Source organism: Nonomuraea turkmeniaca (assembly GCF_005889735.1).
Taxonomy (GTDB): Bacteria; Actinomycetota; Actinomycetes; order Streptosporangiales; family Streptosporangiaceae; genus Nonomuraea; species Nonomuraea turkmeniaca.
Genome location: NZ_VCKY01000008.1, coordinates 1 through 25,869 on the forward strand (window position 1 = coordinate 1; position 25,869 = coordinate 25,869).

The following is a 25,869-nucleotide window of genomic DNA, read 5'->3' on the forward strand; positions in this document are numbered from 1 at the left end:
GTTCCCGGGGAGGGGGGCGAGCGGGTTGCGAACGGCCTCGTACACGGCGATCGTCCGCGCCGTGACCGTGCTCAGGTCGGTGTCCGACGTGCCCGAGTCCGGCACCATGTCCGGGGTGGGCGTGACGGCGCCTGCGTCCGGACCGGTCGCGAGGAGGTCGGTGATCGCCGCGGCCAGCCGGTCAGGGGCGCCAGGGGGGACCGCCCACGGGGAGCCCTCGAACAGCTCGGCCAGCCCGCCCGCGGTGGTCGCGATCACCGGTACGCCGAAGGCGCGGGCCAGGTTGGCCACCCCGCTCTGCTCGGCGTCGCGGTAGGGCAGGACGACGGCCTCCGCCGCGGCGAACCAGGCCGCGATGTCGCCGTCCGGCACGTACCCGGTGAACACCAGCCGGTCGCGCAGCCCGTGCCGGCGCGCCAGGCGGCGCACCATCGCCTGGTGCAGGTGGTCGCGTGCCTCGAACACCCGGAACGGGCCGTGCCGCCGACGTACCGCGCCGGCGACCACGACCCGCACCGCGCCCAGCGTCGCGGGCGGCAGCGCCGCCATTGCGCGCACCAGGTCGTCGAGCCCCTTGCTGACGTGGATGTGGCCGAAGGCCAGAAGCACGCGGGCGTCGCCCAGCCCGAAGCGGGCCCGCAGGCCGGCGGCGGTGCCGGTCGCGGGCGGCGGCGGTGCGGAGAAGTGCGGGACCACCGTGGCGTTGTCATCCAACCCGAGGGCGCCGAGGGTGTCCCGCGCGGCCCGCGTGTGCACGATGAGCCGGTCGCAGCCCCGCGCGATGTGCCGATACAGCGCCCTCCCGGGCCCACGCAGCAGCGCCGTGTCGCGGGTGACCTCGTGCAGCGTGGCCACCACCGGGACCCCGGGGCCGGCCAGCCAGCGCGCCACGGCCAGGGTGCGGACGCCGAAGGCGGGCACCGCGAACTGCACGTGCACCACGTCCGGCCGGAACCGGGCCACGGCCGCGCGCAGCGGCGCCACCCCTCCGCCCAGCGTGCCGATGACCTCCTCGGGCGCGTCGGGATGCGGGCGGGCGGCGACCACCGCGACCTCGTGGCCGCGGTCGCGCACGGCGCGGGCGAGCACGTGGGTGTAGGTCCCGATGCCGTCGCGGGCCGGCGGGTAAGGGCTGACGTAGAGGATCCTCACGGCAACATCGCCTTCACCACGTAGAAGGCGATCGAATCCAGGGCGTACTCGCCGACCCACGGCTCCGCCCGCGCGTCGTCCGCGGGCCCGTCGAGGGCGTCGGCCAGGGCTCCGGCGAACGCGTCCAGCGTGTGGTCGCAGACGATCCCCCGTCGGCTGCGCCGCACCAGGTGCTGGGCCAGGTTGTCCCTGGCCGAGGTGGTCACCACCGGCACGCCGCAGGCGATCGCCTCCAGCACGGCGATGCCGAACCCCTCCCTCGTGGACGGGAAGGCGAACACCCGGCCCGCCTTGACCAGCGAGTACACATCCTTCTGCTCGCTGACGTCGTGCCGGAACTCCACGGCGTGCGCGATGCCGAGCCGTTCGGCCTCCTCGAGCAGCGTGTCGCGTTCCGGGCCGTCACCGATGATCCGGCAGGTGACCGCGCGGCCGCGCTCCCGCAGCCGGGCGATCGCGGCGAGCAGCAGGTCCAGGCCCTTGTGCCGCATCAGCCTGCTCACCACGACCAGGTCGGTGCGCTGCTCGTGCGGCGTGGCCTGGTTCACCCCGTCGAGGTCGACCCCGTTGGGTGCGATCGTGATGGGGGCCCGCTCGCCGAGCTCGGCCCGCAGCCGGCGGGCCGTCTCGGGGGAGACGGCGATGATGCGATCGGGCGCCCGCATCGCCAGCCGCTCGATCCACCACGCCGGCCGCCAGCCGGCGCGCATGCTGTCGCGCCAGTACTCCGGGCCCCACACCTCGTGCCAGGTCGCGATCAGCGGTTTGCGGCGCAGTGTGGCGACCAGGCGCAGCGGCAGCAGGTGCAGGAACGGGATCTGGTCGACGTTGAGCACGTCGAACCGATGCCGCAGCAGCCGGAGGCAGGCCACCGCGAAGACCAGCGCCTGCCAGGTCGAGCGGACACCGTGCCGGTACATCGGCAGCAGCGGGGAGATCGCGTGGAACGTGACGCCACCCTCGGTGCGCACCCGGGGACCGTGCCACCAGCGCATGGTGAACACGTGGAGGTCGGCGTGCGGCGTGAGGTGCGCGTACAACTCGTGGTAGCGGATCTCCCTGCCGCCGAAGCTGTACGGGTGGATGGCATCGGTGACCAGCGCCACCACGGGCCGTCTGGGCACGCGCCTACCCCTCGTCGATGTCCGCGGAGCAGGTGGCGCGGAACGCGATGGCCTCGCCGCCTTCCAGCAGGACCCCGAGGGTGATCGGGCCGGGCTCGCACAGCGCCTTCGTGGGCGGCGTGATCGTCACCGGCTGCCCGTCGGCCAGGGTCACCCGCCCGCCGGCGACGGTCCGGGTCCTGCCGGACTCGGTCAGGCGTACCGACCAGCCGTACTCGCGCTGCCGCCCGGTGACGTTGCGGATGGTGAAGGAGGGCGGGGCCAGGAAGGACGTGGCGGGCATCCGGGCCGGCAGCGCCTGGGGCGCGGCGAACGCCAGCTCGGTGTACCCGGCGGGCGCGCCGGCCAGCCCGGCCGTGCGGAGCAGGTGGCCCCCCTGCTCGGTCTGCGCGCCCAGCGCGGCCACGACGACCGCGCCGAGCAGGGCGGCAGTCGCTGAAGAGGTGAAACGGGGAAATAATCGCGTCATTTACGGCGTGACTTCACCATGATGCCAATGGGACGGTTGATCCTAATGTCCCGGAAGGGGCTGGTGCTCCAAAATGACAGTCACAACGGTACAAACGTTATTAAGGACCGTTCCAATTGGACACTTCGCAATTTCGAGCATTGCGGCGAAAGAGTGGGCTCAGCGCTGGCGGTACACCCGCACCCAGTCGACGACCATCCGCGCCGGGAAGCGCGTCGTGGTGGTCGGGTTTCCCACCCAGCTGCCGCCCACCTGCAGGTTGAGGATCAGGTAGAAGGGCTTGTCGAACGGCCAGCCGGGATAGCGCGGGTATTGGGCGTACGGCTTGCCGTCCACCCACCAGGTGATGCTCTGGGGCGTCCAGTCGACGCCGTACACGTGGAATCCGGCGTCCAGCCGCTCCGGCAGCTTGATCTGGCCGCCGCCCTTGCGGCCCTTGGAGTGGGTGTAGGCCCTGACGAGATGGGTCTCGTGGCCGCGGTTCTCCATGATGTCGATCTCGCCGTACGTCGTGGAGCCGGATCGGCCGGCGTCGCTGCGCTTGAGCCAGAAGGCCGGCCACAACCCCTTGCCGAGCGGCAGCTTGATCCGCGCGGTGAACCGCCCGTACGCCTGGTCGAAGGTCTTCCTGGTCTCCAGCCGGGCGGAGCTGTAGTCGCACGGGCCGTACCAGCAGGCCGGCCGGGTTGCGGCCCGCGTCCGTAGGGCGGAGATGACCAGGCGGCCGGAGCCGTCCTGCACCGCGTTCGCAGGGGTGTAGTAGTGCAGCGCCTTCCGGTTGGACCAGCTCGTGCCGGACAGGGCGGTCCATTTGGCGGCTCGGCCCCGCCCGTTGAACTCGTCGGACCAGCTCAGTTTCCAGGACGCCTCGGGCAGCGCCAGCGGCGGAGGCTCGATCGACTGTGCGGGCGGCGGCGTCGTCCCCCCGTTCCGAGCCCCGTCCGAAGGCGTCTCACCGATGGTGCGGACCCCTGCCGCGCCGGCCGCGACCACGGTGGCGCAGATCGCCGCGGCGAGGATCCAGGTGCGGGAACGGGCCGGGCCGTCAGCCGCCGTCATCGGGCCGGCTGGCGCTCGGACTTCGTTTCGTCGCGCTTCCCATAAATAATGACTTCCGGCGAGGGGCTCCGTCCTGGCCGGGAGAATACCAAAGGGAGAGGCTGCGGTGACCGGAGGTGGCTGGAGGAGCGAGACGGGCGATCCCGACGGTTCGCCCGAGCAGGTGAACGAGCGGCTCTCCCAGCCGTCCCTGCCACCGAACGAACGGTTGTCCCAGCCCTCGCTACCGCCGGTCGAACGCTTCTCGCAACCCTCGTCACCGGTCTCTCAACCGTCGCTGGCGTCATTACCGTCGTTACCGTCATTGCCACCTACCACCGAGCTGACCGACCCCGACGTCGGCTACCCGGCGACCGACCCGATGCCTCCGGGCCGGCAGAAGCGCTTCCGTTCGCTGCTGATCGGCGGCGCGTCCGTCACGTTCGCGATCATCGTGGCGGCCGGTGTGCTGGTGGCCTCCCGCCAGAGCGACGAGCCGGCGGCCGCGGAGCTGGCCGGCAACCTGTTCGCGGCGAGTCCGGCCGGCGGCGCCGACGGCCGGCAGCTCGAGCTCAACGGCGTCGCCGCCGTGGGCGCCACGGTGGTGATCGCGGGCGGCGAGGACGCCGACTCCGGCTACCGGACCGAGTTCTTCCTGTCCAAGGACGCGGGCCGCACCTTCGCCCGCGCCCAGGTGCGGACCGCGAAGGGCGAGCCGCCCGTCGCCGGCGAAGTCCCCCGCCATCTCGCCGCGGGCCCCGCGAGCTCCGGCGGCTGGGTCGCGCTCGGCGACCGCGTCGGCGGCACGGTCGTCTGGACCAGCCCCGACGGCGCGGCCTGGACCCGCCAGCCCGACGCCACCGCCAGCCTCGCCTTCGGCCCGCGCGACCGGGTCGCCGACGTCGCGTGGACCGGAAACGGCTTCACCGCCGTGGGACAGACCTCGGACAAGGGCGACTTCACCGACGCCTCCCCGGTGGTGTGGCTGTCCCGCGACGGCCGGAGCTGGGAACGCCGGGCCGGCTGGCGGCTCCACCCGCCGACCGGCGGCACCCTTGCCCTCACCGACGTGGCCAGCGTCAAGGGAGCCATCGTCGTCCGCGGCGAGAGCTCCAACAAGCCATATGACATCACCTGGCGCTCGACCGACGCCGGCAACACCTGGCAGGCGTTCGCCGTCCCTGGCGAGTCGCGCAAGCCGGAGCTGACCTTCGCCGCGACCGCGACGACCATGCTCGCGGTGCGCCAGAGTGGCTCCCGCGCCACCACCTACACCTCGCCCGACGGCGTGCGCTGGACGACAGCGGCGAGGATCGACGTGCCGGGCTTCCGGCGCCTGTTACGGCTGACCGCCACGTCGCATGCCGCGGTCGCCGCGATCGAGACCGACAGCGGGATCCGGCTGGTCCGCAGCACGGACGGCCGCTCCTGGCAACCCGCCGGCACGACGGCCGGCGGCGCCGAGGTGCGCGACGCCGCCGCGGCCGCGGACAACACCGTCGTGGTGGGCGCCGACGCGGCCCACGGCGGCACGGGCGCCCTGCTCGCGGTACGCGACAAGGCCGGGAAGGACGTCCCCACCGGCATCCCGAACGCGATCGGGAGCGGCAAGGTCGTGGACGCGCTCGGCGCGGCCGACGGCCGGGTGGTCGCAGTCGGTGGGGCCAATGGGGAGGCCGCCGTCTGGACCTCCGCGGACGGGGCCACCTGGCGGCCCGTCCAGGACAAGGAGAAGGCCCTGGCCGGCCAGGGGCGGCAGCGGCTGACCGGCGTCACGCCCGGCTTCGCCGGCTGGCTGGCGGTCGGGTCAAGCGGCCGGGCGCCCGGCCGTCCCCTGGTCGTCACCTCGGCGGACGGCGAGAGCTGGCGGCGGGCAGACGGCGCGGCGGCGTTCCAGCCGGACGGCACGAACCCGCTGATCGCCCGCGGCGCCGCCGCCGGCCCGGACGGCTACGTGATCGTGGGTGAGGACGGCTTCGGCGCGGGCACCTGGTGGTCGCCGGACCTCAAGACCTGGGAGCGCGGCATCCCGGCGGGCGAGGACAACCTCGTCGGCACGCCGGCGACCAGGCGGTGGATGCACTCCGTGACCAGCGGCATGTTCGGCTTCGTCGCCGCCGGCGGCGTCACCGACCCCAACGCCTACGGCGGCGTCTTCATCCGCCGCCCCACCGTGTGGATCTCGCCGGACGGCCGCAAGTGGTCGCTGGTACGCCTGCCGATCCCGGCCGGCGTCAACGAGGGCTGGCTGCCCCACATCGCCTCCCACGACGACGTCCTGGTGACCGCCGGTACGGCCGTCACGGGCAACGGCACGGGCACTGCCGCGTTCGGGTACGCGTCGGTCGACGGCGGCCGGAGCTGGCAGCCGATCTCCCTGCCGGTGGTGGCCGGCGAGCAGTCCAGCGTCACCGCCGTGGCCGTGACCCCCCGGGGCTTCGTCGTGGCCGGCACCGTGGGCAGGCCCGGCGACGTGGTCATCTGGACCTCGGCGGACGGCCGCTCCTGGAAGCCGGAGCAGCCGCGCGGCATCGGCATGTCCGGCCCGGGCGACCAGCGGCTGACCGCGTTCACCACGGTGGACGGCGAGCTCGTCGGCGTGGGTTCCACGGCCACCGGCCAGGGCGACGAGCCGACCGTGTGGCGGCGCCCGCTGTCCTCGGACGAGACCGGCACTCCGTAGCGCGTGCCCCGCACTCTCAGCACGGACCGGCACTCCCTAGCGCGTGCCCGCACTCTCAACACGGGACCGGCACTCTCTAGCGCGTGCCCCACACTCTCAGCGTGGCGTCACCGGCGACCCCGGTGATGGTCGTGCCGTCCCGGCTGAACGCCACCGAGTAGACCCAGTCGGCCGGCCCGTCCAGCTCGCCGGTGCCGCGTCCGCTCGCCACCTCCCACAGCCGTACCTTGCGGTCATAGCCGCCGCTGGCCAGCGTCTTCCCGTCCGGGCTGAAGGCGACCGCGGAGGCCCAGCCCCGGTGACCGGCGAGCACTGTGCGCTCCTTGCGGGCGGCGACGTCCCACAGCCGGACGGTGCGGTCGGCGCTCGCGCTCGCCAGGGTCTTCCCGTCCGGACTGAAGGCCACCGAGAAGACCCAGTAGCGGTGGCCGGAGAGCACGGCGGTGCTCTCGCCGGTCGCCGGATGCCAGAGCCGTACGGTCCGGTCGTGGCCGCCCGTGGCGATCGTGGCGCCGTCCGGGCTGAACGCCACCGAGTCCACCCAGTCGGTGTGGCCGGCGAGGATCGCGGTGCCGTCGCCGGTCGCGGCGTTCCACAACCGCACGGTCCGGTCGCGGCTGGCGCTGGCCACGGTCTTGCCGTCCGGGCTGAACGCCACCGACCCGACCCCTCCGGTGTGGCCGGTGAGCGTGCCCCTGCCACGCCCCGAGGGCAGGCTCCACAGCCGTACGGTCCCGTCGTCGCTCCCCGTCGCGAGCGTCTTGCCGTCCGGGCTGAACGCCACCGCGTGGACGCCCTTGGTGTGGCCGTCGAGCGAGGCGGTGACGCGGCGGGTGGCGGCGTCCCACAGCCGCACGGCCCCATCGGCGCCGCCGGTCGCGAACGTCTTCCCGTCCGGGCTGTACGCGACGGCGTAGGCCGGGTCCGGGGAGAGGGTCCGGGTCACCTGCGGCTGGATCACCGGCGTCGTAGGTCCCGGGACGACGGTGGGTCGCGTCACGACCGTGGGCGTCGCCGGGGTGGCCAAGGCGAAGTAGGCGCCCGTGGCGACGGCCCCGGCGGCCACCAGCCCGAGGGACGCGGTGACCAGGGTGCGCCGTGACCTGAGACCGCCGCGGACGCGCGGACCGGCCAGCGATTCGGTGGCCGGGACCATCCCCGCGTCAGGGAGCGGCACCCCGGCCGAGACCAGGGACGGACCCGAAAGCGAGGGAGGACCGGACCGCGACAACGGACCCGACGGGGATGGCGGACCCGACGGGGATGGCGGACCCGACGGGGATGGCGGACCCGACGGGGATGGCGGAGCCCACTGCCACGACGGACTCGACTGCGAGGACAAGCCCGGCGGCGAGGACGACCCCGCGAGGGACGGTGCGCCCGTCTGGGACGCGGCACCCTCGCCACCGTCCTCCTGCGGCCGCGTCCCGACCGGGAAGAGGGATTCCTGGCCCGTCGCCTCCCGCGCGGGATGGGGGACGCCGTGGCCGAGCAGGTTGAACAGCAGGTCGGTTGCCGACGGCCGGGCCGCGGGACTCTTGTCCAGGCACGCCACCACCAGTGACCGCACCGGCTCGGTGAGCCCGGTGAGATCCGGCTCCTCGTTGAGTATGCGCTGGAAGATGGCCGGGATGCTGTCGTTCCCGAACGGCGGCCGCCCGCTCGCCGCGTAGGCCATGGTGGCGGCCCAGCTGAACATGTCCGACGCCGCCGTCACCACGCCGGCGCTGAACTGCTCCGGCGCCATGTAAGCAGGCGTTCCGAGGATCTCGCTGCTCTCGGCGACCGTGGAGTCCAGGGCCCGCGCCAGCCCGAAGTCGATCACCCGGGGCCCGTCAGGACCGCAGACGACGTTGCTGGGCTTGAAGTCGCGGTGCACGATGCCGGCCTGGTGGATGGCGACCAGCGCGGTGACGGTGGCGACCGCCAGCCGCTCCAGCGCGTCAGGGTCGCGGACCCCCTGCGTGGTGATGAGCCGGCTCAGCGAGATGCCCTCGACGTACTGGCTGACCACGTACGGCTGGTCCCCGCTGGTGTCGGCGTCCAGCACCCGGGCCGTGCAGAACTGCCGTACCTGCCGGGTCGCGGCGATCTCCTGGAGGAACCGCTCGCGGGCCTCGGGTTCCTCCGACAGCCGGGCGTGCAGCACCTTGATCGCGACGACCTGGCCCTCGGGTGACTCTCCGACGTACACGGTGCCCTGGCCGCCCGCGCCCAGATAGCCCGTCAGCCGGTAAGGACCCACCTGGCGCGGGTCGGTCGGCCGCAGAGGACTGAAACTGGGCACACGTACCTTCCCCAAGAAGGATGCTCAGCAGAACGATGGCTTACGGACGCTTATGCACGAAATGCAGCGCTAAAAGCCTACTCTCATGAGGCGCGCATCCGGCCTATCCGGCGGGGCGGTTGGCGAGGAGGTGGGCCTGCGGGATGCCCCGCTGGGGATCGACACGCGCGGCAGCCGCAGGAACGTCAACCCATCGCCGTCAGGGTGTCCCGCAACCGGCGCAGGTCCCGCATGCGGGCCTCGTACGTCGCCCCGACCACCACGAGCAGCAGCCCGCCCACGGCGATCGGCACCCAGCGCGGCACTGCGAGGAACATCTCCGACACGTACGGGGCCAGTTCGCGCACCGCGACCCCGGCGCCCACGACGGCTCCGATCGCCGTGGGCGCCTGGAGGCGGGACCGGGCTCCGGCGAACAGCACCACCAGCGCCAGCGCGCCCAGCGCCAGCGACCGCCGCCATTCCGTGTCCGAGTAGACCGCCACCAGGCTCGGCAGCATCGTGAAGCAGAGGCCCGCACCGTAGGCCGCCCACGACGAAACCGGTGCGCCGCGCCGCCGCAACCAGCCGGATCCCAGCAGGACCAGCGAGCACGGCACCGTGTACGCCTCGACGACGGTGACCTCGTCCGCCCCCAGCCGCAGCCACGAGGCCAGCAACAGCAGGGCGGCGCCGGTGTACCTGAGGCCGTTCACGCCGCCTCGGCCGGCCGAGCCCGCCCACAGCGACATGAGCAGCACCAGCACACCGGCCACGGCGAATCCCACGCTCGCCGCAACCAGGACGCGCAGGCCGAGCGATAACCCCACCGCCATCGCCTCCAGCCCGAGGAACAGCGCGGCGAAGCCCAGCCCCCAGACCCGGAGCTCCTTCAGCCTGGCCACCAGCGCCATGGCGGCGGCCGCCCCCGCCAGGATCGGCAGCACGATCAGCGTCGCCGGCTCGCTGCCGAACGCGAACGCCGCCGCATGTACCGAGGCCGGACCGGCGGCGAGCGCGCATGCCACCGCCCACCAGGGCGCCCGGCCGAGTGTGGCGGCCACCGCCAGCGCGACGGCCGGCGCCGCCTCCACCGCCACCGCGGCCGGGTAGGGCAACGCGAAGGCTTGGGGGACGACCGCGACCATGAGCACCCCGGACACCAGCGCGCCGGACGCCGCCGCCTTCATCGGCCGCCCGCCGGTGCCGCGTACGGCCGCCGCCTTCATCGGCCGCCCGCCGGTGCCGCGCACGGCCGCCGTCAGGAGGCCGGCCGCCACCACGCCCAGCACCACCACGTCCACCGGCGACGCCATCTCGAACGGCTGCCACTGCCGTCCGTTCCACGTGCCCGTCCAGAGCACGTCCAGCCAGGCCAGCGGCGCCGCCAGGGTGGCCACGAGCCGAGGCAGCAGCGTCAGCGTGACCAGCACCGTCACCAGCCCGCCGGTGGCCATGCCCGCCAGCCGTGCCCTCCGCCAGGGCAGCCAGGCGGCGGCGAGCACCACCGCGAGTGCGGGGACGAGGTAGGCCAGGGGCCGCCAGTCCGTGCCCGGGCCCTCCAGTGCCGGCCCCGCCAGCGCGGCCGGCACGGCGATCAGCGTGAGCGCGGTTCCGACGGTGACCGCGGGAGCCCAGATCTCCCCCTCAGGCTTGCCCGGCCTGGCCAGTAGCCATGTCACGAACCCGCCGAGCAGGGCCAGCGCGACCAGCGGCGCCGACCTGACCATGGCCTGACCGACGGACGGGGACACGAGCGCGTACGGCGCGCCGCCCAGCAGGGCGAGGGTTGCGACCCCGCTGCCGGCCAGGGCGGCCGTCACCCGCACCGCTCCCCCGCCGTAGCGGACCACTGCGACGTCGAGCGCCGCCGTGGCCACCAGCATGGCCACCAGCCAGGTCGGCGACAAGTCTCCGGCCAGCAGCGGCAGGACCGGCTGCGCCAGCACCACGGCGACCGGAGCGGGTCCGCGAAGCCGGGTGACCCGGGCATAGACCACCAGGATGAGCGCGGTGAGCCCGAACACCCCCGCCGTGTAGTGCAGCGCGTCGAGGCCGCCGACCCCGAGGAATCCCACCCGCCTGGCCGCGTAGCCGTCGAGCAGCAGCAGCGCGACCGCGAACCCGGCCACGGTCTCGGCCGTCGCGGTGAGCCTGCGCCGGATCAGCACGACCGGCGCCAGCATGACCAGCGCGGTGAACGCGGCCAGCACGGCCGCGCGCCCGCCGATGCCCAGCCGCCCCCAGCTCACCATGGTGAACACCACCGCCGCCACCGTCAGCAGCAGGCCGCCGAGAATGAGCAGGACGTTCCTCGCGGCGCCCGGGGAGACCTCCCGCGTCGGGACCCCGGGCCCCGTGGCTCCGGCTCCGGCCGCCGCGCCGGCGCGTAGGACGCCGAGCAGTTCCGTACGGCGGGCCCGCAACCGCGCCTCCTGATCCCTCAGCCCGGCGAGAGCCTGGTCCACCTGCCAGAGCTCGTGCGCGGCGGGTCCCTGCAGAGGCAGCTCACACCTCGGGCACCTGGACACCGGCTCCTGGGGGCCAGTTCCGGACAACATCGCCCCGCAGTCCGGACATTTCATACTTCCACGCACCCGATACTCCGTTTAAGCCTGTCGAGATGACCCATAGTTCACCGCGACGTCCTTGCGAACCACTGTCACCGGGAACCACGAGGAAGGAAGTTGAGAGGCGCCTAATCTGATGCCGGCCGACTCCTTCTCTGGACGGCCTCGGACTTCGATCCCGCGGTCGACGCGGCCCTGATGGCCTGGCACGGCTGGGACACCATCAGGAACGCCGTGGATTCCGAGACCTACCGACGCGCCCGCGTCTACGACGCCCCGTTCGGGGTCGGGCATCTCGTCGGGGTCCTTGACGGCCGTCCGCTGGCGAACGTCGAGGGGTACGTGCGCAGCATCGTCGCCTGGCTTGAGAGGAACGCCTAGCGATCTTCGTAGCCAGGACGGGCTCCCATGGCTTACCCAGTCCTCAGCTCACCGCTTTCTTCACGAGCGCGGATCGTGGAGGCGGTCACCCGGGTCGCGAGCACGAGGTGGCGCTCGCCATCGCGCGCGGCCGTACGAACGCGGACATCGCCGCCGAACTCGCCATGGGCATCACGACGGTGAAGGCGCACGTCTCCAGCATTCTCACCAAGCTCGGCCTGGACAATCGCACTCAGATCACGCTGCTCGCCCACGACTCGGGCCTTGCCTGACCGGCACCTGTCCGAGGACGACATCGCCGTCCTGGCTGCCCCCCGCTGATTCTGCACGCAACCTCCTCGAAGTCCGATCAACCTCGGCGCAGCGCGGACCATCGGATAAGGCGTGAGGTTCTTTGTCGCCCAGATGTTCCGCTTCGCGTGGGCCGAGGCCAGATCGTGCGCGTTCGCGGTCGCCTTGTTCGCGGGGCTGGCCGCTTCGTCGGTCCTGCCGCTGCCCATCCCGCGCTATGACGCGCTGCTGGTCTATGCCGTGGCGGTGACGGTGACGTTCCGTGCGCTGCGGTGGGAGAGCAACCAGGAGACAGCCGTCATCGCCGGGTTCCACCTGGTCGGGCTGGCCTTCGAGATGATCAAGGTACGGCTCGGATCGTGGAGCTATCCGGAGGATGCCTACACCAAGCTCGGCGGGGTGCCGCTGTACAGCGGTTTCCTCTACGCCGCGGTGGGCAGCTACGTCTGCTCGGCCTGGCGGATCTTCTCGTTGCGCCTCGTGGCCTACCGAACGGTGCCGGTGACCCTGGTGGCGCTGGCGATCTACGTGAACTTCGTCAGCCAGCACTGGTGGATCGACCTGCGGATCCCGCTGGCCCTCGTGCTCGTCCTGGTCACCTGGGGGACGGTGGTGCACTTCACCGTGGGCGAGCACCGGTACCAGATGCCGCTGGCACTGTCGCTCGCTCTCATCGGGTTCTTCCTCTGGGTGGCTGAGAACATCGCGACCTACCTCGGCGCCTGGCAGTACCCGTACCAGCGGGAGACCTGGCAGTTGGTCCACCCCGCCAAGTTCGGGGCCTGGGCGCTGCTGGTCAGCGTCACGTTCGTGATGGTCGCGTCCTGGCAGGCGAGCCGGGGACGGCTGCACCTGCCGATGGCCTCTCGGGGCTGCTCCCGTGGCTGGGCGCTGCCGGTGCGCCGCGTCCCTCCTCAGGTTGCCGCAGCATCTCCAGTTGCGCCTGCTCGCCCGAGCCTTTGGAGGGCAGCGCCTCGCGGCCGCCGACCTCCCGTGCCCGGCGCCGGCGATCGGCCGACATCCGGCTGAGGCGGAAGGCACTTGGCCACGCAAAAGGGTGCGTGCTACTCCAGGGGGAGCAGGCCGCGCTGGAAGGCGACGGCGACGGCGGCCGCGCGGTCGTTGACGCCGAGCTTGGCGTAAATGTGCAGCACGTGGGTCTTGACCGTGGCCTCGCTGATGAACAGGCGTGCGGCGGCCTCGCGGTTGGTGGTGCCCTGGGCGATCAGGGTGAGGATCTCCAGCTCCCGCGTGCTCAGCGGGTCGACGGGAGTGCGTACCTGGCCGAGCAGGCGGGTGGCGACCGACGGGGCGAGCGCGGCCTCGCCGCGCGCCGCCGCGGCCACGGCGCGCACCAGCTCCTCGCGCAGGGCGTCCTTGAGGAGGTAGCCCGTCGCCCCGGCCTCGATCGCGGGCAGCACGTCGCTGTCGGTGTCGTACGTGGTCAGGACGAGCACGCGTGCCTTGAGGCCCAGCCTGGCCAGCTCCCTGATGGCGGTCACCCCGTCCATCCTCGGCATGCGCAGGTCCATGAGGATCACGTCGGGGTCGAGTGCCCGCGCGAGCTCGACCGCCTGGGCGCCGTCGCCGGCCTCGGCCAGCACCTCGAAGGCGGGGTCGCCGGTGAACATGCCGCGCAGGCCGTCCCGGACGATGGGATGGTCGTCGGCGATCAGCAGCCGGATGGGGGCCTCAGACACCAGGGGACTCCTTGAGGATGGCGGGGACGATGGCGGAGATCGCCGTGCCGGTGCCCGGCTCGGATTCGATCTCGAAGCGGCCGGCCAGGCGGGTGACCCGCTTCCGCATCGACGCCAGGCCGAAACCGCCGCTGTCCATGGCCCGCACCGCGTCGAAGCCGGCGCCGTCGTCGCGTACGTCCAGGGTGATCACGTCCTCCATGTACGACAGCGTGACCCCGACCCGGGACGCCTCCGCATGTTTGGCGATGTTGGCCAGGGCCTCCTGCGTGATGCGGAGCAGGGTGGCCTCGACCTCCGGATGCAGGGCGCGGACCGTGCCGGTCGTGGTGACCTCGGCGCGTACGCCGTTCAGGTCCGACCACCCGGCGGTGATCTCCCCCAGCGCGTCCGGCAGCGGAGCCGTCTCCAGTGCCCCTGGCCCGACGGCGTGGACGGACCTGCGGGCCTCGGCGAGGCTCTCGCGGGCCAGCCGGGTCGCGTTGTCGACGTGCCGCCGCCACGCGGGAGGGTCCTCCTCGGCTCGTACGGCCGCCTGGAGCTGGGTGATGATGCCGGTCAGGCCCTGGGCGAGGGTGTCGTGGATCTCCCCGGCCATTCGCTGGCGCTCGTCCAGCACGCCTGCCTCGCGGGCCTGGACGAGGAGCTGGGCGTGCAGGCCGGCGTTCTCCCGCATCGCCTCCTCCAGTCGCGTCACCATCCGCTTGCGCTCGGCGCTGCGTTCGGCCGTGACCTCGCCGACGAAGCTGAACAGGCTGACGACGGCCACGATGGCGGCGGTGAAGAGGACGTGGGTGAGGATCCCGGCCGGGGTGGGCTCGGGCAGCCCGCCGTTGTACGCCGTGATGCTGATGGCCGCCGTGGCTGCCACCCCGGCGAACCTCCACTTCCCGCTCAGCAGATGCCAGGAGTGGAGGTAGCCGGTGAAGGCGAAGAAGCCGGCGAACCAGATCCCGCGCGTACACAACACCGCGATCAGGATGATCAGGCCGGTGACGTAGACGGCCGGTTGACGAGCCGCCATCAGCCGGATCCAGGCCGCGGCGAGCGCGGCCAGGCCGAGCGTGACCAGATGGTACGTCCACGCGTGGTCGCCGGTGAGCCAGGAGAGCACCGTGGAGATCGCCAGCAGCAGGTACGGAACAGCGGCCATGAGGCGCTCGAGGAGCCGCTCCCATCGGTCCAGGCGCGTGTCCGCCACCGTCGACATCCTTCACTCCCAGCGGAAGAACTTGGCTGCGGCGAGGCTCACGACGACCGCGTACGCGGCCATGACACCCAGCGGCAGGAGGCCAGGCGACGCACCCGCCCAGACGTCCTGAAGGGACTCCCGGAAAGCGCCCAAAGGGGTGAATTCACCGATACGGGCCAGAATAAGGGGCATCATCTCGGCGGGCTGCATCAAGCCGGCGAGGTACGCCATCGGGAAGTACAACATCACGCCCACCCCGTTGGCGGTGCGCCCGTTCGCGGCCACGGCGGCGATCAGCAGGCCGATGGCGAACATCGCGGCCGTGCCCAGCAGGAACGCGGCGGCGAGCGGCACCACCTGGGACGGCACGTGCGCGCCCAGGACGGTGCTCGCGACGGCGAGCAGCAGGCCGCAGGCGGTCAACGCGAGCATGAACTGCAGGATGAGCTGAACCCCCAGCAGGCTGCCCGGCCGCACCGGAGTGGTGGACAGGCGGCGCAGGATGCCCCGCTCCCGGTACGTGGCGAGCGTGGTCGGCACCTGGTACAGCCCCACGAGCCCCACGGCGATGGCCAGCGTCATGGGCAGGAGCACCGTGTCTCCCGGCGAGATCGAGCTGCCGAAGACGATCAGGATGAACAGCGGGATGAGAATCGTGAAGATCGAGCCGGGCTCGCGGGCCAGCAGCTTGAGCTCGACGGTGGTGAGCTTGGCGATGACGGTCATGTCGAGATCTCCTCAGAGGTTGAACGAGCGGCCGGTCAGGGCGAGGAAGGCGTCGTCGAGCGTGCGCTTGTCGATGCGCAGGTCGGCGACGGGGATGAGGTTGCGGGCCAGGGCCGAGGTGACGGCGGTGGCGAAGTCGCCCCGTCCGGTGACGGTCACCTTGGAGCCGTCGCGGGTCACGCCGGACACCCCGGGCAGGCCGCTCAGCAGGGCGACCGGGTCGGTCGTGGCCATCAGCGTGAACCGCATCTGGTGGTCGGCGTCGACCCCGTCGATCAGCTGCTCCGGAGTGCCGGTCGCGATGATGCGGCCGCGGTCGAAGACGGCGACGCGGTCGCAGAGCTCCTCCACCTCGTCCATGAAGTGGCTGACCAGGACCACGGTCACGCCGGACGCCCGTACCTTCTTGATCAGCTCCCAGGTGGCCCGGCGGGCCTGCGGGTCGAGCCCGGTCGTGAGCTCGTCGAGGAACGCCACCCGCGGGTTGCCGACCAGAGCGAGGGCGATGAACAGCCGCTGCTTCTGGCCGCCCGACAGCTTGCCGAAGCGGGCGTTCCGCTTGTCCGCCAGACCCCACTCCTCCAGCAGCTCACGCCAGTCGCGCGGCTGGGCGTAGAAGGAGGCGTACAGGTCGAGTGCCTCCCAGACCTTGATGTTCTCGGGCAGCTGGGTGTGCTGGAGCTGCACCCCGATACGCTCGCGCAGCTGGCGGCCGTCCCTGATCGGGTCGAGGCCGAGCACCCGGATGGAGCCGCCGTCGGCGCGCCGCAAGCCCTCCACGCACTCGACGGTGGTGGTCTTGCCGGTGCCGTTGGGGCCGAGGAGGCCGAAGATCTCGCCTTCTTCGACGGAGAACGAGATGCCGTTCAGTACGGTGTGGTCCGCGTACCTCTTGGTGAGGTCGGTGACGTCGATGACTGCCATGGATCAATCATGATTTTCCAGCTCACGGCGCGAATCGCCTCGTTGGCTGTGATTCGCGGTGGATGTGGTTGATCCGGAAATCCACCGAATGGTGGATGGCGCAGGAGGTCGTCAGGGGTCGGCGTGCCGGCGAGCGGCGGCTTTCCGGGGGACAGTGGTAGCTGGGATGCGTGGCGTTACAGACCTTTTGTGATAGGTGGGCGACCTCCCGAGCAGCCGCGCTGTCACAGTCGGGCGCGTGGAACACGACGAGCTCATGGAACGGATGCGGCGTTCCTTCAGCGTGGTGTTGCGCGGCTACGCGAGCGCGGCCCGCCATCTGGTGCCACTGGTGACGCCGGGCGCGCTCGTGCTCGTGCCGCTGAGCGTGGCGTCCACGCTGATCTTCTTGATCGCGGTGAACGACTCCGCGATCGTGGCCAACCGGCAGCTGGAGCTGACGGATGTGCCCCTGGGGATGGTGCTGCTGTGCGCGGCGGTGGTGCCGGTCATCTCGTTGGTCATGGTGGTGCTGGTGTTTCCGGCGGTGCTGATTCTGGCCGTGGGGCTCCTGGTCGAACGGCGGGTGCCGGCCCGTGCGGCATTGCGGGCGGCCGCGCGGCGGGTGCCGGCCATGCTCGCCTTGACCGGGATCGCCGTGCTGGTGCTCGCGTTGATCGTCGCCGCCGGATTCGGGACGCTGCTGGGCACCGGGACGCTCTGGGTGTGCGTCACCGTGATGGCGGTGCTGGTCCTTGTCGCGATGCCGGCTGTGCTGGCCGTGCCGTGCGTCATCCTGGAAGGCCGTTCGCCGCTCGGCGCGGTCGGACGCGCGTACCGGATGTGCGGCCTGCGGGCCGACGCCACCGCGGTCAAGCTGGCGATCGGCGTATGGGTGCTGCCCGTGCTGGCCGTCCGTGCGCTCGACTGGGGCGTGGAGCACCTGACCGGCCCCCTCGCGACGGTCGTGCCCGGTACGGCGGGGCCCGCGCTCGCCCTGATGATCATGCCCTTCCAGGCCGCCGTCGTGGCCCGGCAGTTCCTGCACCACATCGCCCGGATATACGACGACGAGGGATTCGACGCCATCGTCAAAGCGCTGCCCGGCCCGCCACCGCGCCGGGTCTGGGCCGTGCCTGTGCTGGCCGCGCTCTTGGCGCCTGGGCTGGTGTTCAGCGCGGCCTTCTTGGTCAACCCGCTCGGCTGGCCGGAGGTCACCAATCTGCGGAAGTTGACATGGAGCCAACGCGTCGATGACAACCGGCTTCTCGTCTACCCGGAGGATGTACGGGCCCTTTACGCCGATCCCGGCGGCGGCCTGACGGTGTTCTCCGACCATGAACACTACAGCGCCTCCAAGTTGCTCACCTGCGCCGACATCCGCTGCGATGACATGCGAGTCCGCTGGAGCGAGAAGGACGAGGACGAGCCGGGATCGAGCTCACGTCCCCCCGCGACCGCCACCCGGTTGCCCGATGGGCGGCTCTTGCTGCTGAAGTGGGCAAGGATGCCCAAACGCGAGTGGCACGCCCGGCTGCTGATCTGCGACCGAGACGCCTGTGCCCCCGCCCCGGGCGGTCAGCTCATCGCCCGGGCGAGAGACCATGCGCACCTGAACTCGGCACTTGCCCTACGGCCCGGTGGCGGCGTGGTCATCGCCCAGGCCAACGCGGAACCGGAAGAGTGGGGGCCGTCGTATCAGGACACGGTCTCCTTCACCCTCTGTGACGACGTCTCTTGCACACGTCCGCGGACGAAGCAGGCCTCCCGGATGAGTTCGCCGGGATTCACTGACGCGCGGAACACCCTGGCCGTCGCCGTGGGGCCCGACGGTCGCCCGGTCGCGGTGCGGACGGACGTCGAGAACGGCGCCGTCCATGTGATCTCCTGCATGGATCCCGCCTGCGACGAGGTGCGGGCCAGGCGCCCCCTCGGCCCGGTCTGGCCGAACGACATGGACGGGGCGACGGACCAGTACTCGACGCGCCGGGATCAGATCTACGAGTACCGCAACCAGATCGGCGCGAGACTGGCCGTACGGGCGGACGGCCGGCCGGTGATCGCCTACCGGGACGCCGTCGGCGGTGCGGTGCGGCTGCTCGACTGCCGTACGCCGGACTGCGCGCTGGCCGACTCGGTCACGCTCGACCCCGCCGGTCGGGAGCACGCCGTGCCGGCGCTGGCGCTGGACCGGGACGGGCGGGCGCTGGTGGCCTACCAGGATCTCGCCCGCCGCCGGATCATGCTCGCCACCTGTGCCGGCATCCGCTGCACGACCATGACGGTGAGCAAGATGCGCCACGGTCCCGGTCGTGTCATGGCGATGACGCTGGACGCCCAGGGACGGCCGCTGTTCCTGTGGGAGGACGACGACCCGGAAGACGAGGAGCCCTGGGACCTGTTCGTCACCGTCGGGTCCCGGCTCATGACGGAACGGCTGTCGGCTCGTCGTTGAAAGTTTCAACCGTCGTCGCAGATGAACGGGTCACGCCGGACACGAAGATTGAGATCTGGCTGTCCGCATGCCTACGGTGCTGACATCCGCCTACGGCGATCCGGTCAAGGAGTCCGTCATGCGCGCCCGTGTCGTTCCGGCTCTGGTCTTGGCGCTACTCGCTCTGTTCATCAACGTTCCCGAGGCTCGTGCCCAGGTGGTGGGCGGCTTCGACTTCTCCCGGGCCGAGGTCTCCGTCACGGGCCTGCAGGTTCCTTGGGCGCTGGCCTTCCTGCCGGACGGCAGCGCGCTGGTCTCCGAGCGCAACACCGCGCGCATCCTGCAGGTACGCCCCGGCCAGACCCCCACCCCGGTCGCCACGATCAGCGGGGTGAGCGCCTCGGGTGAGAGCGGCCTGCTCGGCATCGCCGTGTCGCCTTCCTACGCCCAGGACGGCTGGGTGTACGCGTACTTCACCAGCACCAGCGGCGACAACCGCCTGGTCAGGCTCCAGCTGAGCGCCCCTCAGACGCAGACGGTGATCTTCTCCGGCGTCCCCAGCGCCACCGTCCACGACGGCGGCCGCATCGCCTTCGGCCCGGACGGCATGCTGTACGTGGCCACCGGCGACGCCGGCAACACCGCCAACGCCCAAAACCTCAACAGCCCGGCCGGGAAGATCCTGCGCATGACGCCCACCGGCGGGGTCCCGTCGGGCAACCCGTTCTCCGGCTCCCGTGTCTGGAGCTACGGCCACCGCAACGTGCAGGGGCTGGCCTGGGACTCCCAAGGCAGGATGTACGCCACCGAGTTCGGCCAGAACACCTTGGACGAGATCAACCAGATCGTCGCGGGCGGCAACTACGGCTGGCCCACGTGCGAAGGCACCTGCTCCAACCCGTCCTTCCGCAACCCGATCGTCACCTGGACGACCGCCCAGGCGTCGCCGAGCGGGCTGGCGTACGCCAACAACACGCTCTTCGCGGCGGCGTTGCGCGGCCAGCGGTTGTGGACGGTGCCACTGACCAGCAGCGGCGGTGCGGGCACCCCGCTGGCCGAGCTCCAGTCCGCCTACGGGCGGCTGCGCGCGGTCGCCGTCGGGCAGGACGGCTGGCTCTGGGTCGCGACGAGCAACCGGGACGGCCGCGGCACTCCGGTGGCCCAGGACGACCGCATCATCCGCATCCCGCCGGCCACGAGCGGAACCGACACCACCGCACCGACCGCCCCGGGCAACCTGGCCGCGTCCGGGACGACCGCCACCGGCGCCACCCTGTCGTGGACCGCCTCGACCGACAACGTGGGCGTGACCGGCTACGACATCCTGCGCGCGACGGGCACGTCCGGCGGCACGTTCGCGCAGGCAGGCACCTCGGCGACCACGTCGTTCACCGACACCGGGCTGGCCGCGAACACCGCCTACCGCTACCAGGTCCGCGCCCGCGATGCGGCCGGCAACCTCTCCCCCGTGTCCAACACGATCACGGTCACCACCTCGGGCGGCACCGGCACGGGTGGATGCACGGCCACGCCGACCACGCAGTCCCAGTGGGGCACCGGCTACGTGATCCAGCCGGTCACAGTGGCCAACACCGGCACGTCGGGGATCAACGGCTGGACGGTGACGTTCACGCTGCCCGCCGGGCACACCGTCACCGGGTCGTGGAATGCCACGCTGTCCGTCAGCGGGCAGACCGTCACGGCCAGGAGCGCCGGGCACAACGGCACGATCGCGGCGGCCCAGAGCACCACGTTCGGCTTCCAGGCCACCCGCCCCAGCGGGAACACGCAGGTGCCCTCCGGCTACCAGTGCACGAGCCCCTGACCGGGTCCCCGATCTGAGGACGCCCACCGGCCGGTCCTGCCCGGATGCGCCGCTCATGACGATGGCGGGCCTGGTCTCTCACGCGCGCTGGACCGAGCACTGCTGGTTCGAGATCCTGTTCCTGGGCCGCGGCCAGGCCGACAACCCGCAGTTCGACGAGACCGTCGAGGACGCCGACATGCGGGTCGAGGGCGTCCCGCTGGCCCGGCTCCTCGACGAGTACGAGCGCCAGTGCGCGGTCTCGAACGAGATCGTCGCCGCCCATTCGCTGGACGACGTGGGCAAACATCCGGAGTTCCGCTCGGCGGGCGCCACCCTGCGCTGGATGCTCATCCACATGGTCGAGGACACCGCCAGGCACGCAGGCCACGCGGACATCATCAGGAGCTGCTGGACGGCCAGAAGGGATATTACTGAGCCAGCGCCTTCTGGTAGCAGCGGGTCAGGGGCGCGTCGACGTACTTGCCGTACGGTTCCGTGAGCGTGTACGCGCACCGCTCGTACAGCGCGATGGCCTCGGGCTGCCGCAGACCGGTCGCCAGCCGCAGCCGGTGGTAGCCCAGCCCGCGGGCCAGCTCCTCCAGCGCCGACAACAACGACGTGGCGATGCCCCGGCCGCGATGGCCGGGGACGACGTACATGCGCTTGAGCTCTCCGGTGACGGCGTCCACGGGCTGGACGGCGCCGCAACCGACGGCTTGGCCGTCCACTGACACCACCAGATATCGGGCGCCCGACTGCACCTGCGAACGTCCCTCGAGCCCGTAGCGGGCGACCAGCTCCGCGAACGCCGCGTCCAGCAACGCGGCCAGCTCGACGTCGTCGGCGGTGCGCTCCTCAATCAGCATGCTGACATGCTAGAGATTGCCGGTTTCGAGGAGTTCACGGCATCCGGGTCCTAGAGGCCGAGCACCTCGGCGGGGTCGGCGAGGATGCGCTGGATGACCAGCCCGGCCGCTCCCAGCACCGCCGCGTCGGCGCCGATCCCGGAGACCACGAGGGCGGGCGGCGTGCCGCGCATCTGCCCGAGCCGTGCGCCGAGGCCGTCCGCCACGGGCCCTTCGAGCCAGGGGAAGAGCCGCGCGAAGATCCCGCCGAGCACGATCCTGCCCGGATCCACCAGGTGCACCGCCGAGGTGAGCGCCACGCCGAGCGCGTGCCCGGCCCGCTCGCACGCCTCCAGCGCCCGCGGGTCGCCCGACTCCAGCCGCGCCACCAGAGCGGCCACCGAGTCCAGCGGCCCGAGCAGGGCGTCCTGGCCGGCGTACACCTCCAGGCAGCCCCGCCCGCCGCACCGGCACGCGGGCCCGTCGGGCACGACCACGACGTGGCCCAGCTCGCCGGCCAGCCCGAACGTGCCGCGGAACACCGTGCCGCCGACGACGAGGCCGGCGCCGATGCCGATCTCGCCGGACACGTAGAGGAAATCCGTGTCCCTGGAGCCGAACCACAGCTCGCCCAGCGCCGCCAGGTTGGCCTCGTTGTCGATCGCCAGCGGCAGGTCGATCACGTCCTCCACCCGCACGTCCCGCCACCCGAGATGCGGCGCGCTCCGCAACACCCCGCCCTCCACGGTCCCCGGCACGGCCAGGGCGGCGCCGATGACCCGCAGCCCGGCGGACTCGGCCTCGGCCGTGGTCTCCTTCGCCAGGTCGCGCAGCCGCTCCAGGATCTCCGCCGGGTTGGAGCTGCGGTTGTCGGCCGGCCGGGTGCGGCGCAGCCGCACGGTGCGGGTGAGGTCGACGACGCAGGCGGCCAGGTAGTCGATGTTGATCTCCAGCCCCAGCGTGGCCACCCGGTGGCCGCTCAGGCTCACCGCGACGCCGGGCCGGCCCCGCTCGCCGCCGCGCACCGCCCCGCTCTCGGTCACCACCCCCGCCTCCAGCAGGTCGGCGACCAGGCTCGACACGGTGGTCTTGGTCAACCCGGTCCGCTCCGCGAGCGCGGCCCGGGTGTGAGGTCCTGTTCGGTGGATGGCGTCGAGTACTACGGCCAGATTACGGGCACGCATGGAATCATGCCGGACACCTCTTGACGACACCCCATCCACCTCCTCAGGATTATGTACAGATTATGGACTAATATCAGGGAGCGCAGGAAAATGACCGCATTCACGCCCACGCCCGACGACCGCTTCACGTTCGGCCTCTGGACCGTGGGCTGGCAGGCCCGCGACCCCTTCGGCGACGCCTCCAGGCCCGCGCTCGACCCGGTCGAGACCGTCCACCGGCTGTCGGAGCTGGGGGCGCACGGCGTCACGTTCCACGACGACGACCTGCTCGCCGTCGAGCCCGACAGGGACAAGGCCATCGCCGCGTTCAGGAAGGCCCTGGACGAGACCGGCATGAAGGTGCCGATGGCCACCACGAACCTGTTCACCCACCCCGTCTTCAAGGACGGCGCGTTCACCAGCAACGACCGCGACGTCCGCCGGTACGCCCTGCGCAAGGTCATGCGCAACCTCGACCTCGCCGCCTCGCTGGGCGCGAAGACGTACGTGTGCTGGGGCGGCCGCGAGGGCGCCGAGTCCGACGCCGCCAAGGACGTCAAGGCCGCGCTCGACCGCTACAAGGAGGGCTTGGACCTCCTCTGCCAGTACGTCATCGACAAGGGCTACGACATCCGCTTCGCCCTCGAGCCCAAGCCCAACGAGCCCCGCGGCGACATCCTGCTGCCGACGATCGGCCACGCGCTGGGCCTGATCAACGAGCTGGAGCACCCCGAGATGGTGGGCCTCAACCCCGAGGTCGGCCACGAGCAGATGGCCGGGCTCAACTTCGTGCACGGCATCGCCCAGGCCCTCTGGCACGGCAAGCTCTTCCACATAGACCTCAACGGCCAGCACGGCCCCAAGTACGACCAGGACCTGATCTTCGGCCACGGCGACCTCAAGAGCGCTTTCTTCCTGGTGGACCTGCTGGAGCACCACGGCTACGACGGCCCGCGCCACTTCGACTACAAGCCGCTGCGCACCGAGGACCCGCAGGACGTGTGGGACTCGGCCGCCGCGAACATGCGCACCTACCTGATCCTCAAGGACAAGGCCACGAAGTTCCGCCAGGACCCCGAGGTCCAGGAGGCCCTGCGGGCCTCGCGCGTGGACGAGCTGGCCCAGCCCACGCTGGCCGCCGGCGAGACCTGGCAGGATCTGGCCAAGGACGACTTCGACGTCGAGGCGGCCGCCCTGCGCGGCTTCCACTTCACCCGGCTCAACCAGCTCGCGCTCGAGCACCTCATGGGGGTGCGCGGATGAGCAAACCCATCAGCGTCCAGCTCTACACGGTCAGGGAGGCGATGGCCGCCGACCGCGACGCCGTGTTACGGCGCATCGCGGAGATCGGGTATCAGGCGGTCGAGCCCTATGACCCGATGACCGACCCCGAGGGCTTCCGCCAGGTGGCCGATGACCTGGGGCTGAGCGTGTCGAGCACGCACGCGTACGCGCTGCTCAGCGAGGAGCCCGCGAAGGTCTTCGACGCGATCGCCACGGTCGGCACCGACCTGGTGATCCTCCCCGGCGGCGTCGCGGAGGAGGAGTTCACCACGCGCGACGGCCTCCAGCGCACCGCCGACCTGCTGAACGGCCTGGCCGAGCAGGCGGCGGGGCACGGGATGCGGATCGGCTACCACAACCACTGGTGGGAGATCGAGCCGCAGTTCGAGGGCCAGCACGCCATCGAGGTGCTGGCGGACCTGCTCGCCCCCGAGGTGTTCCTGGAGATCGACACCTACTGGGCGGCCGTGGGCGGCGCCGACGTGCCCGCCCTGCTCGGCCGCCTCGCCGACCGCACGCTGGCGCTGCACGTCAAGGACGGACCGGTGGTCAAGGGTGAGCCGCACACCGCGGTGGGGCAGGGCGTCATGCCCGTGCCCGGCATCCTGGCCGCCGCCCCCGGCGCCTGGCGCATCGTCGAGCTCGACGAGTGCGCGACCGACGTCTTCGCCGCTCTCGCGGACAGCCACGCCTACGTCACCTCTTTGGAGAGCTCTTGAGTCATGGCCCCGTCGGCGTCGCCCTGGTCGGCGCCGGAAACATCAGTGGCCAGTACCTCCGCAATCTCACTGCCTTCCCCGACGTACGCGTGCTCGGCGTCGGGGACCTCGACGCCGAGCGTGCCACCGAAGTCGCGCGGGAGCACGACGTCCCCGTGTCGGGCCACCTCGCGACGGTGCTGGCCATCCCCGAGGTCGAGATCGTCGTCAACCTCACCGTCCCGTCCGCGCACGCGGCCGTCGCGCTGGAATCGCTGCGCGCCGGCAAGCACGTGTACGGCGAGAAGCCCCTCGCCATGAACACCGACGAGGGGACGAAGATCATGGTCGAGGCCGCCAACCTCGGCCTGCGGGTCGGCGGCGCCCCGGACACCTTCCTGGGCGCCGGGCTCCAATCCACCGTGCACGCCCTGCGCTCGGGCCTGATCGGCGAGCCTGTCGCCGTCACGGCGGCCACGCAGAGCCTCGGCCCGGAGTCCTGGCATCCCAACCCCGAGTTCTTCTACCAGCCCGGCGGCGGCCCGCTCTTCGACCTCGGCCCTTACTACCTGACCGCCCTGGTGTCCCTGCTCGGCCCCGTCGCCCGGGTGGCGGCGGAGAATCGCAGGGCCCGTGACCAACGGGTCGTCGGCTCGGGACCCAAGGCCGGGAAGATCTTCCCCGTGGACGTGCCGACCCACGTCAACGCCCTGCTCGACTTCCCGGGCTCGGCCACGGCGGCGGCCACGTTCAGCTTCGACTCGGCCGTCAACCGCCGCATGATCGAGATCATCGGCACCGAGGGCGCGTTGTCCCTCCCCGACCCGAACACCTTCGAGGGGCCGCTGCTGGCCCGGGGGCTGCACGACGCGGACTGGCGGGAGTTGCCGCTGTCCGGGACCACGGCGGGGCGCGGCATCGGCGTCCTGGACATGGCCAGGTCGATCCGCGCGGGCACGCCACATCGTGCGTCCGGCGAGCTGGCGTACCACGTGCTGGAGCTCATGGTCGCCATCGCGGATTCCGGCGAGCGCTCGGAGTTCCGGCCGATCGCCTCAAGCCTGACCGCGCCGGAGCCGCTCCCGGACGGCTGGGACCCATACGTGGACACGCTGGCCTGATCGGGCATATCCGCAGTTCCGT

21 protein-coding genes and 1 pseudogene are annotated in these 25,869 nt (G+C 71.8%); 10 read left to right on the forward strand and 12 right to left on the reverse strand.

Going from position 1 to position 25,869, the window contains the following annotated elements:
* The 4 genes from ETD86_RS03575 to ETD86_RS03590 form a co-directional block, all read right to left on the reverse strand.
* On the reverse strand, positions 1–1,152 hold a 1,152-nt coding region (locus tag ETD86_RS03575), incomplete at its 3' end, for a glycosyltransferase (RefSeq protein WP_138664634.1).
* Positions 1,149–2,276 (reverse strand): glycosyltransferase family 4 protein, encoded by a 1,128-nt coding sequence (locus tag ETD86_RS03580; RefSeq protein ID WP_138664635.1) that lies wholly within the window; start codon positions 2,274–2,276, stop codon positions 1,149–1,151. The genes ETD86_RS03575 and ETD86_RS03580, both read right to left, overlap by 4 nt.
* Positions 2,277–2,280: 4 nt before the next feature.
* Positions 2,281–2,745, reverse strand: coding sequence for a hypothetical protein (locus tag ETD86_RS03585; protein ID WP_138664636.1), 465 nt, complete (start codon positions 2,743–2,745; stop codon positions 2,281–2,283).
* 159 nt (positions 2,746–2,904) lie between these two features.
* Positions 2,905–3,804: a glycoside hydrolase family 16 protein gene (locus ETD86_RS03590; RefSeq protein ID WP_138664637.1), complete on the reverse strand. Its 900-nt coding sequence runs from the start codon at positions 3,802–3,804 to the stop codon at positions 2,905–2,907.
* A 304-nt stretch (positions 3,805–4,108) separates the two neighbouring features.
* On the opposite strand from ETD86_RS03590, the gene ETD86_RS03595 reads away from it, so the two are divergent.
* The gene (locus ETD86_RS03595) at positions 4,109–6,466 is read left to right on the forward strand and encodes a beta propeller repeat protein (protein ID WP_138664638.1); all 2,358 of its coding nucleotides are present in this window, start codon (positions 4,109–4,111) and stop codon (positions 6,464–6,466) included.
* Positions 6,467–6,542: 76 nt separating this feature from the next.
* Here the strand turns inward: ETD86_RS03595 and ETD86_RS03600 are convergent, their stop codons facing one another.
* Positions 6,543–8,753: a WD40 repeat domain-containing serine/threonine protein kinase gene (locus ETD86_RS03600; protein ID WP_170222864.1), complete on the reverse strand. Its 2,211-nt coding sequence runs from the start codon at positions 8,751–8,753 to the stop codon at positions 6,543–6,545.
* A gap of 185 nt (positions 8,754–8,938) precedes the next feature.
* Entirely contained in the window at positions 8,939–11,263 is a 2,325-nt protein-coding gene (locus ETD86_RS03605; RefSeq protein ID WP_138664640.1) for an SCO7613 C-terminal domain-containing membrane protein, read from the reverse strand.
* A 273-nt stretch (positions 11,264–11,536) separates the two neighbouring features.
* Here ETD86_RS03605 and ETD86_RS03610 point away from each other — a divergent pair, with 273 nt between their 5' ends.
* The 3 genes and pseudogenes from ETD86_RS03610 (at position 11,537) to ETD86_RS03620 (ending at position 13,003) form a co-directional block, all read left to right on the forward strand.
* Positions 11,537–11,683 carry a hypothetical protein gene (locus tag ETD86_RS03610; protein ID WP_211369812.1) on the forward strand — a complete coding sequence of 49 codons (147 nt, stop codon included), beginning with the start codon at positions 11,537–11,539 and terminating at the stop codon, positions 11,681–11,683.
* A gap of 92 nt (positions 11,684–11,775) precedes the next feature.
* A pseudogene (locus tag ETD86_RS03615) lies at positions 11,776–11,955 on the forward strand (response regulator transcription factor); the annotation flags it as partial.
* 112 nt (positions 11,956–12,067) lie between these two features.
* Positions 12,068–13,003 carry a DUF817 domain-containing protein gene (locus tag ETD86_RS03620; RefSeq protein WP_246147573.1) on the forward strand — a complete coding sequence of 312 codons (936 nt, stop codon included), beginning with the start codon at positions 12,068–12,070 and terminating at the stop codon, positions 13,001–13,003.
* A gap of 35 nt (positions 13,004–13,038) precedes the next feature.
* Here ETD86_RS03620 and ETD86_RS03625 read toward each other — a convergent pair whose 3' ends face one another.
* Genes ETD86_RS03625 through ETD86_RS03640 form a run of 4 tightly spaced genes read right to left on the reverse strand, consistent with a single transcriptional unit; the run spans position 13,039 to position 16,516 of the window.
* Positions 13,039–13,674, reverse strand: coding sequence for a response regulator (locus ETD86_RS03625; protein WP_138664642.1), 636 nt, complete (start codon positions 13,672–13,674; stop codon positions 13,039–13,041).
* Positions 13,667–14,884, reverse strand: a complete 1,218-nt coding sequence (locus ETD86_RS03630; RefSeq protein WP_138664643.1) for a sensor histidine kinase — start codon at positions 14,882–14,884, stop codon at positions 13,667–13,669. Before ETD86_RS03630 ends, ETD86_RS03625 begins: the two co-directional genes overlap by 8 nt.
* A 3-nt stretch (positions 14,885–14,887) precedes the next feature.
* Positions 14,888–15,592 carry an ABC transporter permease gene (locus ETD86_RS03635; RefSeq protein ID WP_211369813.1) on the reverse strand — a complete coding sequence of 235 codons (705 nt, stop codon included), beginning with the start codon at positions 15,590–15,592 and terminating at the stop codon, positions 14,888–14,890.
* Between the two features lie 12 nt (positions 15,593–15,604).
* A complete protein-coding gene (locus ETD86_RS03640; RefSeq protein WP_138664644.1) occupies positions 15,605–16,516 on the reverse strand; it encodes an ABC transporter ATP-binding protein in 912 nt (303 codons plus the stop codon).
* A 238-nt stretch (positions 16,517–16,754) separates the two neighbouring features.
* Between ETD86_RS03640 and ETD86_RS03645 the strand changes: the two genes are divergently transcribed.
* The 3 genes from ETD86_RS03645 (at position 16,755) to ETD86_RS03655 (ending at position 21,235) form a co-directional block, all read left to right on the forward strand.
* Positions 16,755–18,950, forward strand: coding sequence for a hypothetical protein (locus ETD86_RS03645; RefSeq protein ID WP_138664645.1), 2,196 nt, complete (start codon positions 16,755–16,757; stop codon positions 18,948–18,950).
* A 67-nt stretch (positions 18,951–19,017) separates the two neighbouring features.
* Positions 19,018–20,754 carry a PQQ-dependent sugar dehydrogenase gene (locus ETD86_RS57885; RefSeq protein ID WP_246147575.1) on the forward strand — a complete coding sequence of 579 codons (1,737 nt, stop codon included), beginning with the start codon at positions 19,018–19,020 and terminating at the stop codon, positions 20,752–20,754.
* Positions 20,755–20,809: 55 nt separating this feature from the next.
* Positions 20,810–21,235: a mycothiol transferase gene (locus ETD86_RS03655; protein ID WP_246147576.1), complete on the forward strand. Its 426-nt coding sequence runs from the start codon at positions 20,810–20,812 to the stop codon at positions 21,233–21,235.
* Here the strand turns inward: ETD86_RS03655 and ETD86_RS03660 are convergent.
* Both ETD86_RS03660 and ETD86_RS03665 read right to left on the reverse strand, forming a co-directional pair.
* Positions 21,165–21,602, reverse strand: a complete 438-nt coding sequence (locus ETD86_RS03660) for a GNAT family N-acetyltransferase (RefSeq protein WP_138664647.1) — start codon at positions 21,600–21,602, stop codon at positions 21,165–21,167. The two genes, ETD86_RS03655 and ETD86_RS03660, sit on opposite strands and share 71 nt — an antisense overlap.
* A 50-nt stretch (positions 21,603–21,652) precedes the next feature.
* Positions 21,653–22,765: an ROK family transcriptional regulator gene (locus tag ETD86_RS03665; protein ID WP_138664648.1), complete on the reverse strand. Its 1,113-nt coding sequence runs from the start codon at positions 22,763–22,765 to the stop codon at positions 21,653–21,655.
* Positions 22,766–22,855: 90 nt separating this feature from the next.
* Here ETD86_RS03665 and xylA point away from each other — a divergent pair, with 90 nt between their 5' ends.
* The 3 genes from xylA to ETD86_RS03680 are packed head-to-tail and all read left to right on the forward strand — an operon-like array spanning position 22,856 to position 25,847.
* Entirely contained in the window at positions 22,856–24,007 is a 1,152-nt protein-coding gene (xylA, locus tag ETD86_RS03670) for a xylose isomerase (RefSeq protein WP_138664649.1), read from the forward strand.
* A complete protein-coding gene (locus ETD86_RS03675; protein ID WP_138664650.1) occupies positions 24,004–24,747 on the forward strand; it encodes a sugar phosphate isomerase/epimerase family protein in 744 nt (247 codons plus the stop codon). The genes xylA and ETD86_RS03675 overlap by 4 nt, the downstream gene beginning before the upstream one ends.
* Positions 24,744–25,847 (forward strand): Gfo/Idh/MocA family protein, encoded by a 1,104-nt coding sequence (locus tag ETD86_RS03680; RefSeq protein ID WP_138664651.1) that lies wholly within the window; start codon positions 24,744–24,746, stop codon positions 25,845–25,847. The genes ETD86_RS03675 and ETD86_RS03680 overlap by 4 nt, the downstream gene beginning before the upstream one ends.
* Positions 25,848–25,869: the final 22 nt, after the last annotated feature.

Excerpts from the sequence above, each read along its gene's own strand:
- ETD86_RS03585 (WP_138664636.1), bottom strand. The coding sequence starts at position 2,745 with ATGACGCGATTATTTCCCCGTTTCACCTCTTCAGCGACTGCCGCCCTG.
- ETD86_RS03590 (WP_138664637.1), bottom strand. The coding sequence starts at position 3,804 with ATGACGGCGGCTGACGGCCCGGCCCGTTCCCGCACCTGGATCCTCGCC.
- ETD86_RS03630 (WP_138664643.1), bottom strand. The coding sequence starts at position 14,884 with ATGTCGACGGTGGCGGACACGCGCCTGGACCGATGGGAGCGGCTCCTC.
- ETD86_RS03635 (WP_211369813.1), bottom strand. The coding sequence starts at position 15,592 with ATGACCGTCATCGCCAAGCTCACCACCGTCGAGCTCAAGCTGCTGGCC.
- ETD86_RS03640 (WP_138664644.1), bottom strand. The coding sequence starts at position 16,516 with ATGGCAGTCATCGACGTCACCGACCTCACCAAGAGGTACGCGGACCAC.
- ETD86_RS57885 (WP_246147575.1), top strand. The coding sequence starts at position 19,018 with ATGCCTACGGTGCTGACATCCGCCTACGGCGATCCGGTCAAGGAGTCC.
- ETD86_RS03655 (WP_246147576.1), top strand. The coding sequence starts at position 20,810 with ATGACGATGGCGGGCCTGGTCTCTCACGCGCGCTGGACCGAGCACTGC.
- ETD86_RS03660 (WP_138664647.1), bottom strand. The coding sequence starts at position 21,602 with ATGCTGATTGAGGAGCGCACCGCCGACGACGTCGAGCTGGCCGCGTTG.
- ETD86_RS03665 (WP_138664648.1), bottom strand. The coding sequence starts at position 22,765 with ATGCGTGCCCGTAATCTGGCCGTAGTACTCGACGCCATCCACCGAACA.
- xylA (WP_138664649.1), top strand. The coding sequence starts at position 22,856 with ATGACCGCATTCACGCCCACGCCCGACGACCGCTTCACGTTCGGCCTC.
- ETD86_RS03675 (WP_138664650.1), top strand. The coding sequence starts at position 24,004 with ATGAGCAAACCCATCAGCGTCCAGCTCTACACGGTCAGGGAGGCGATG.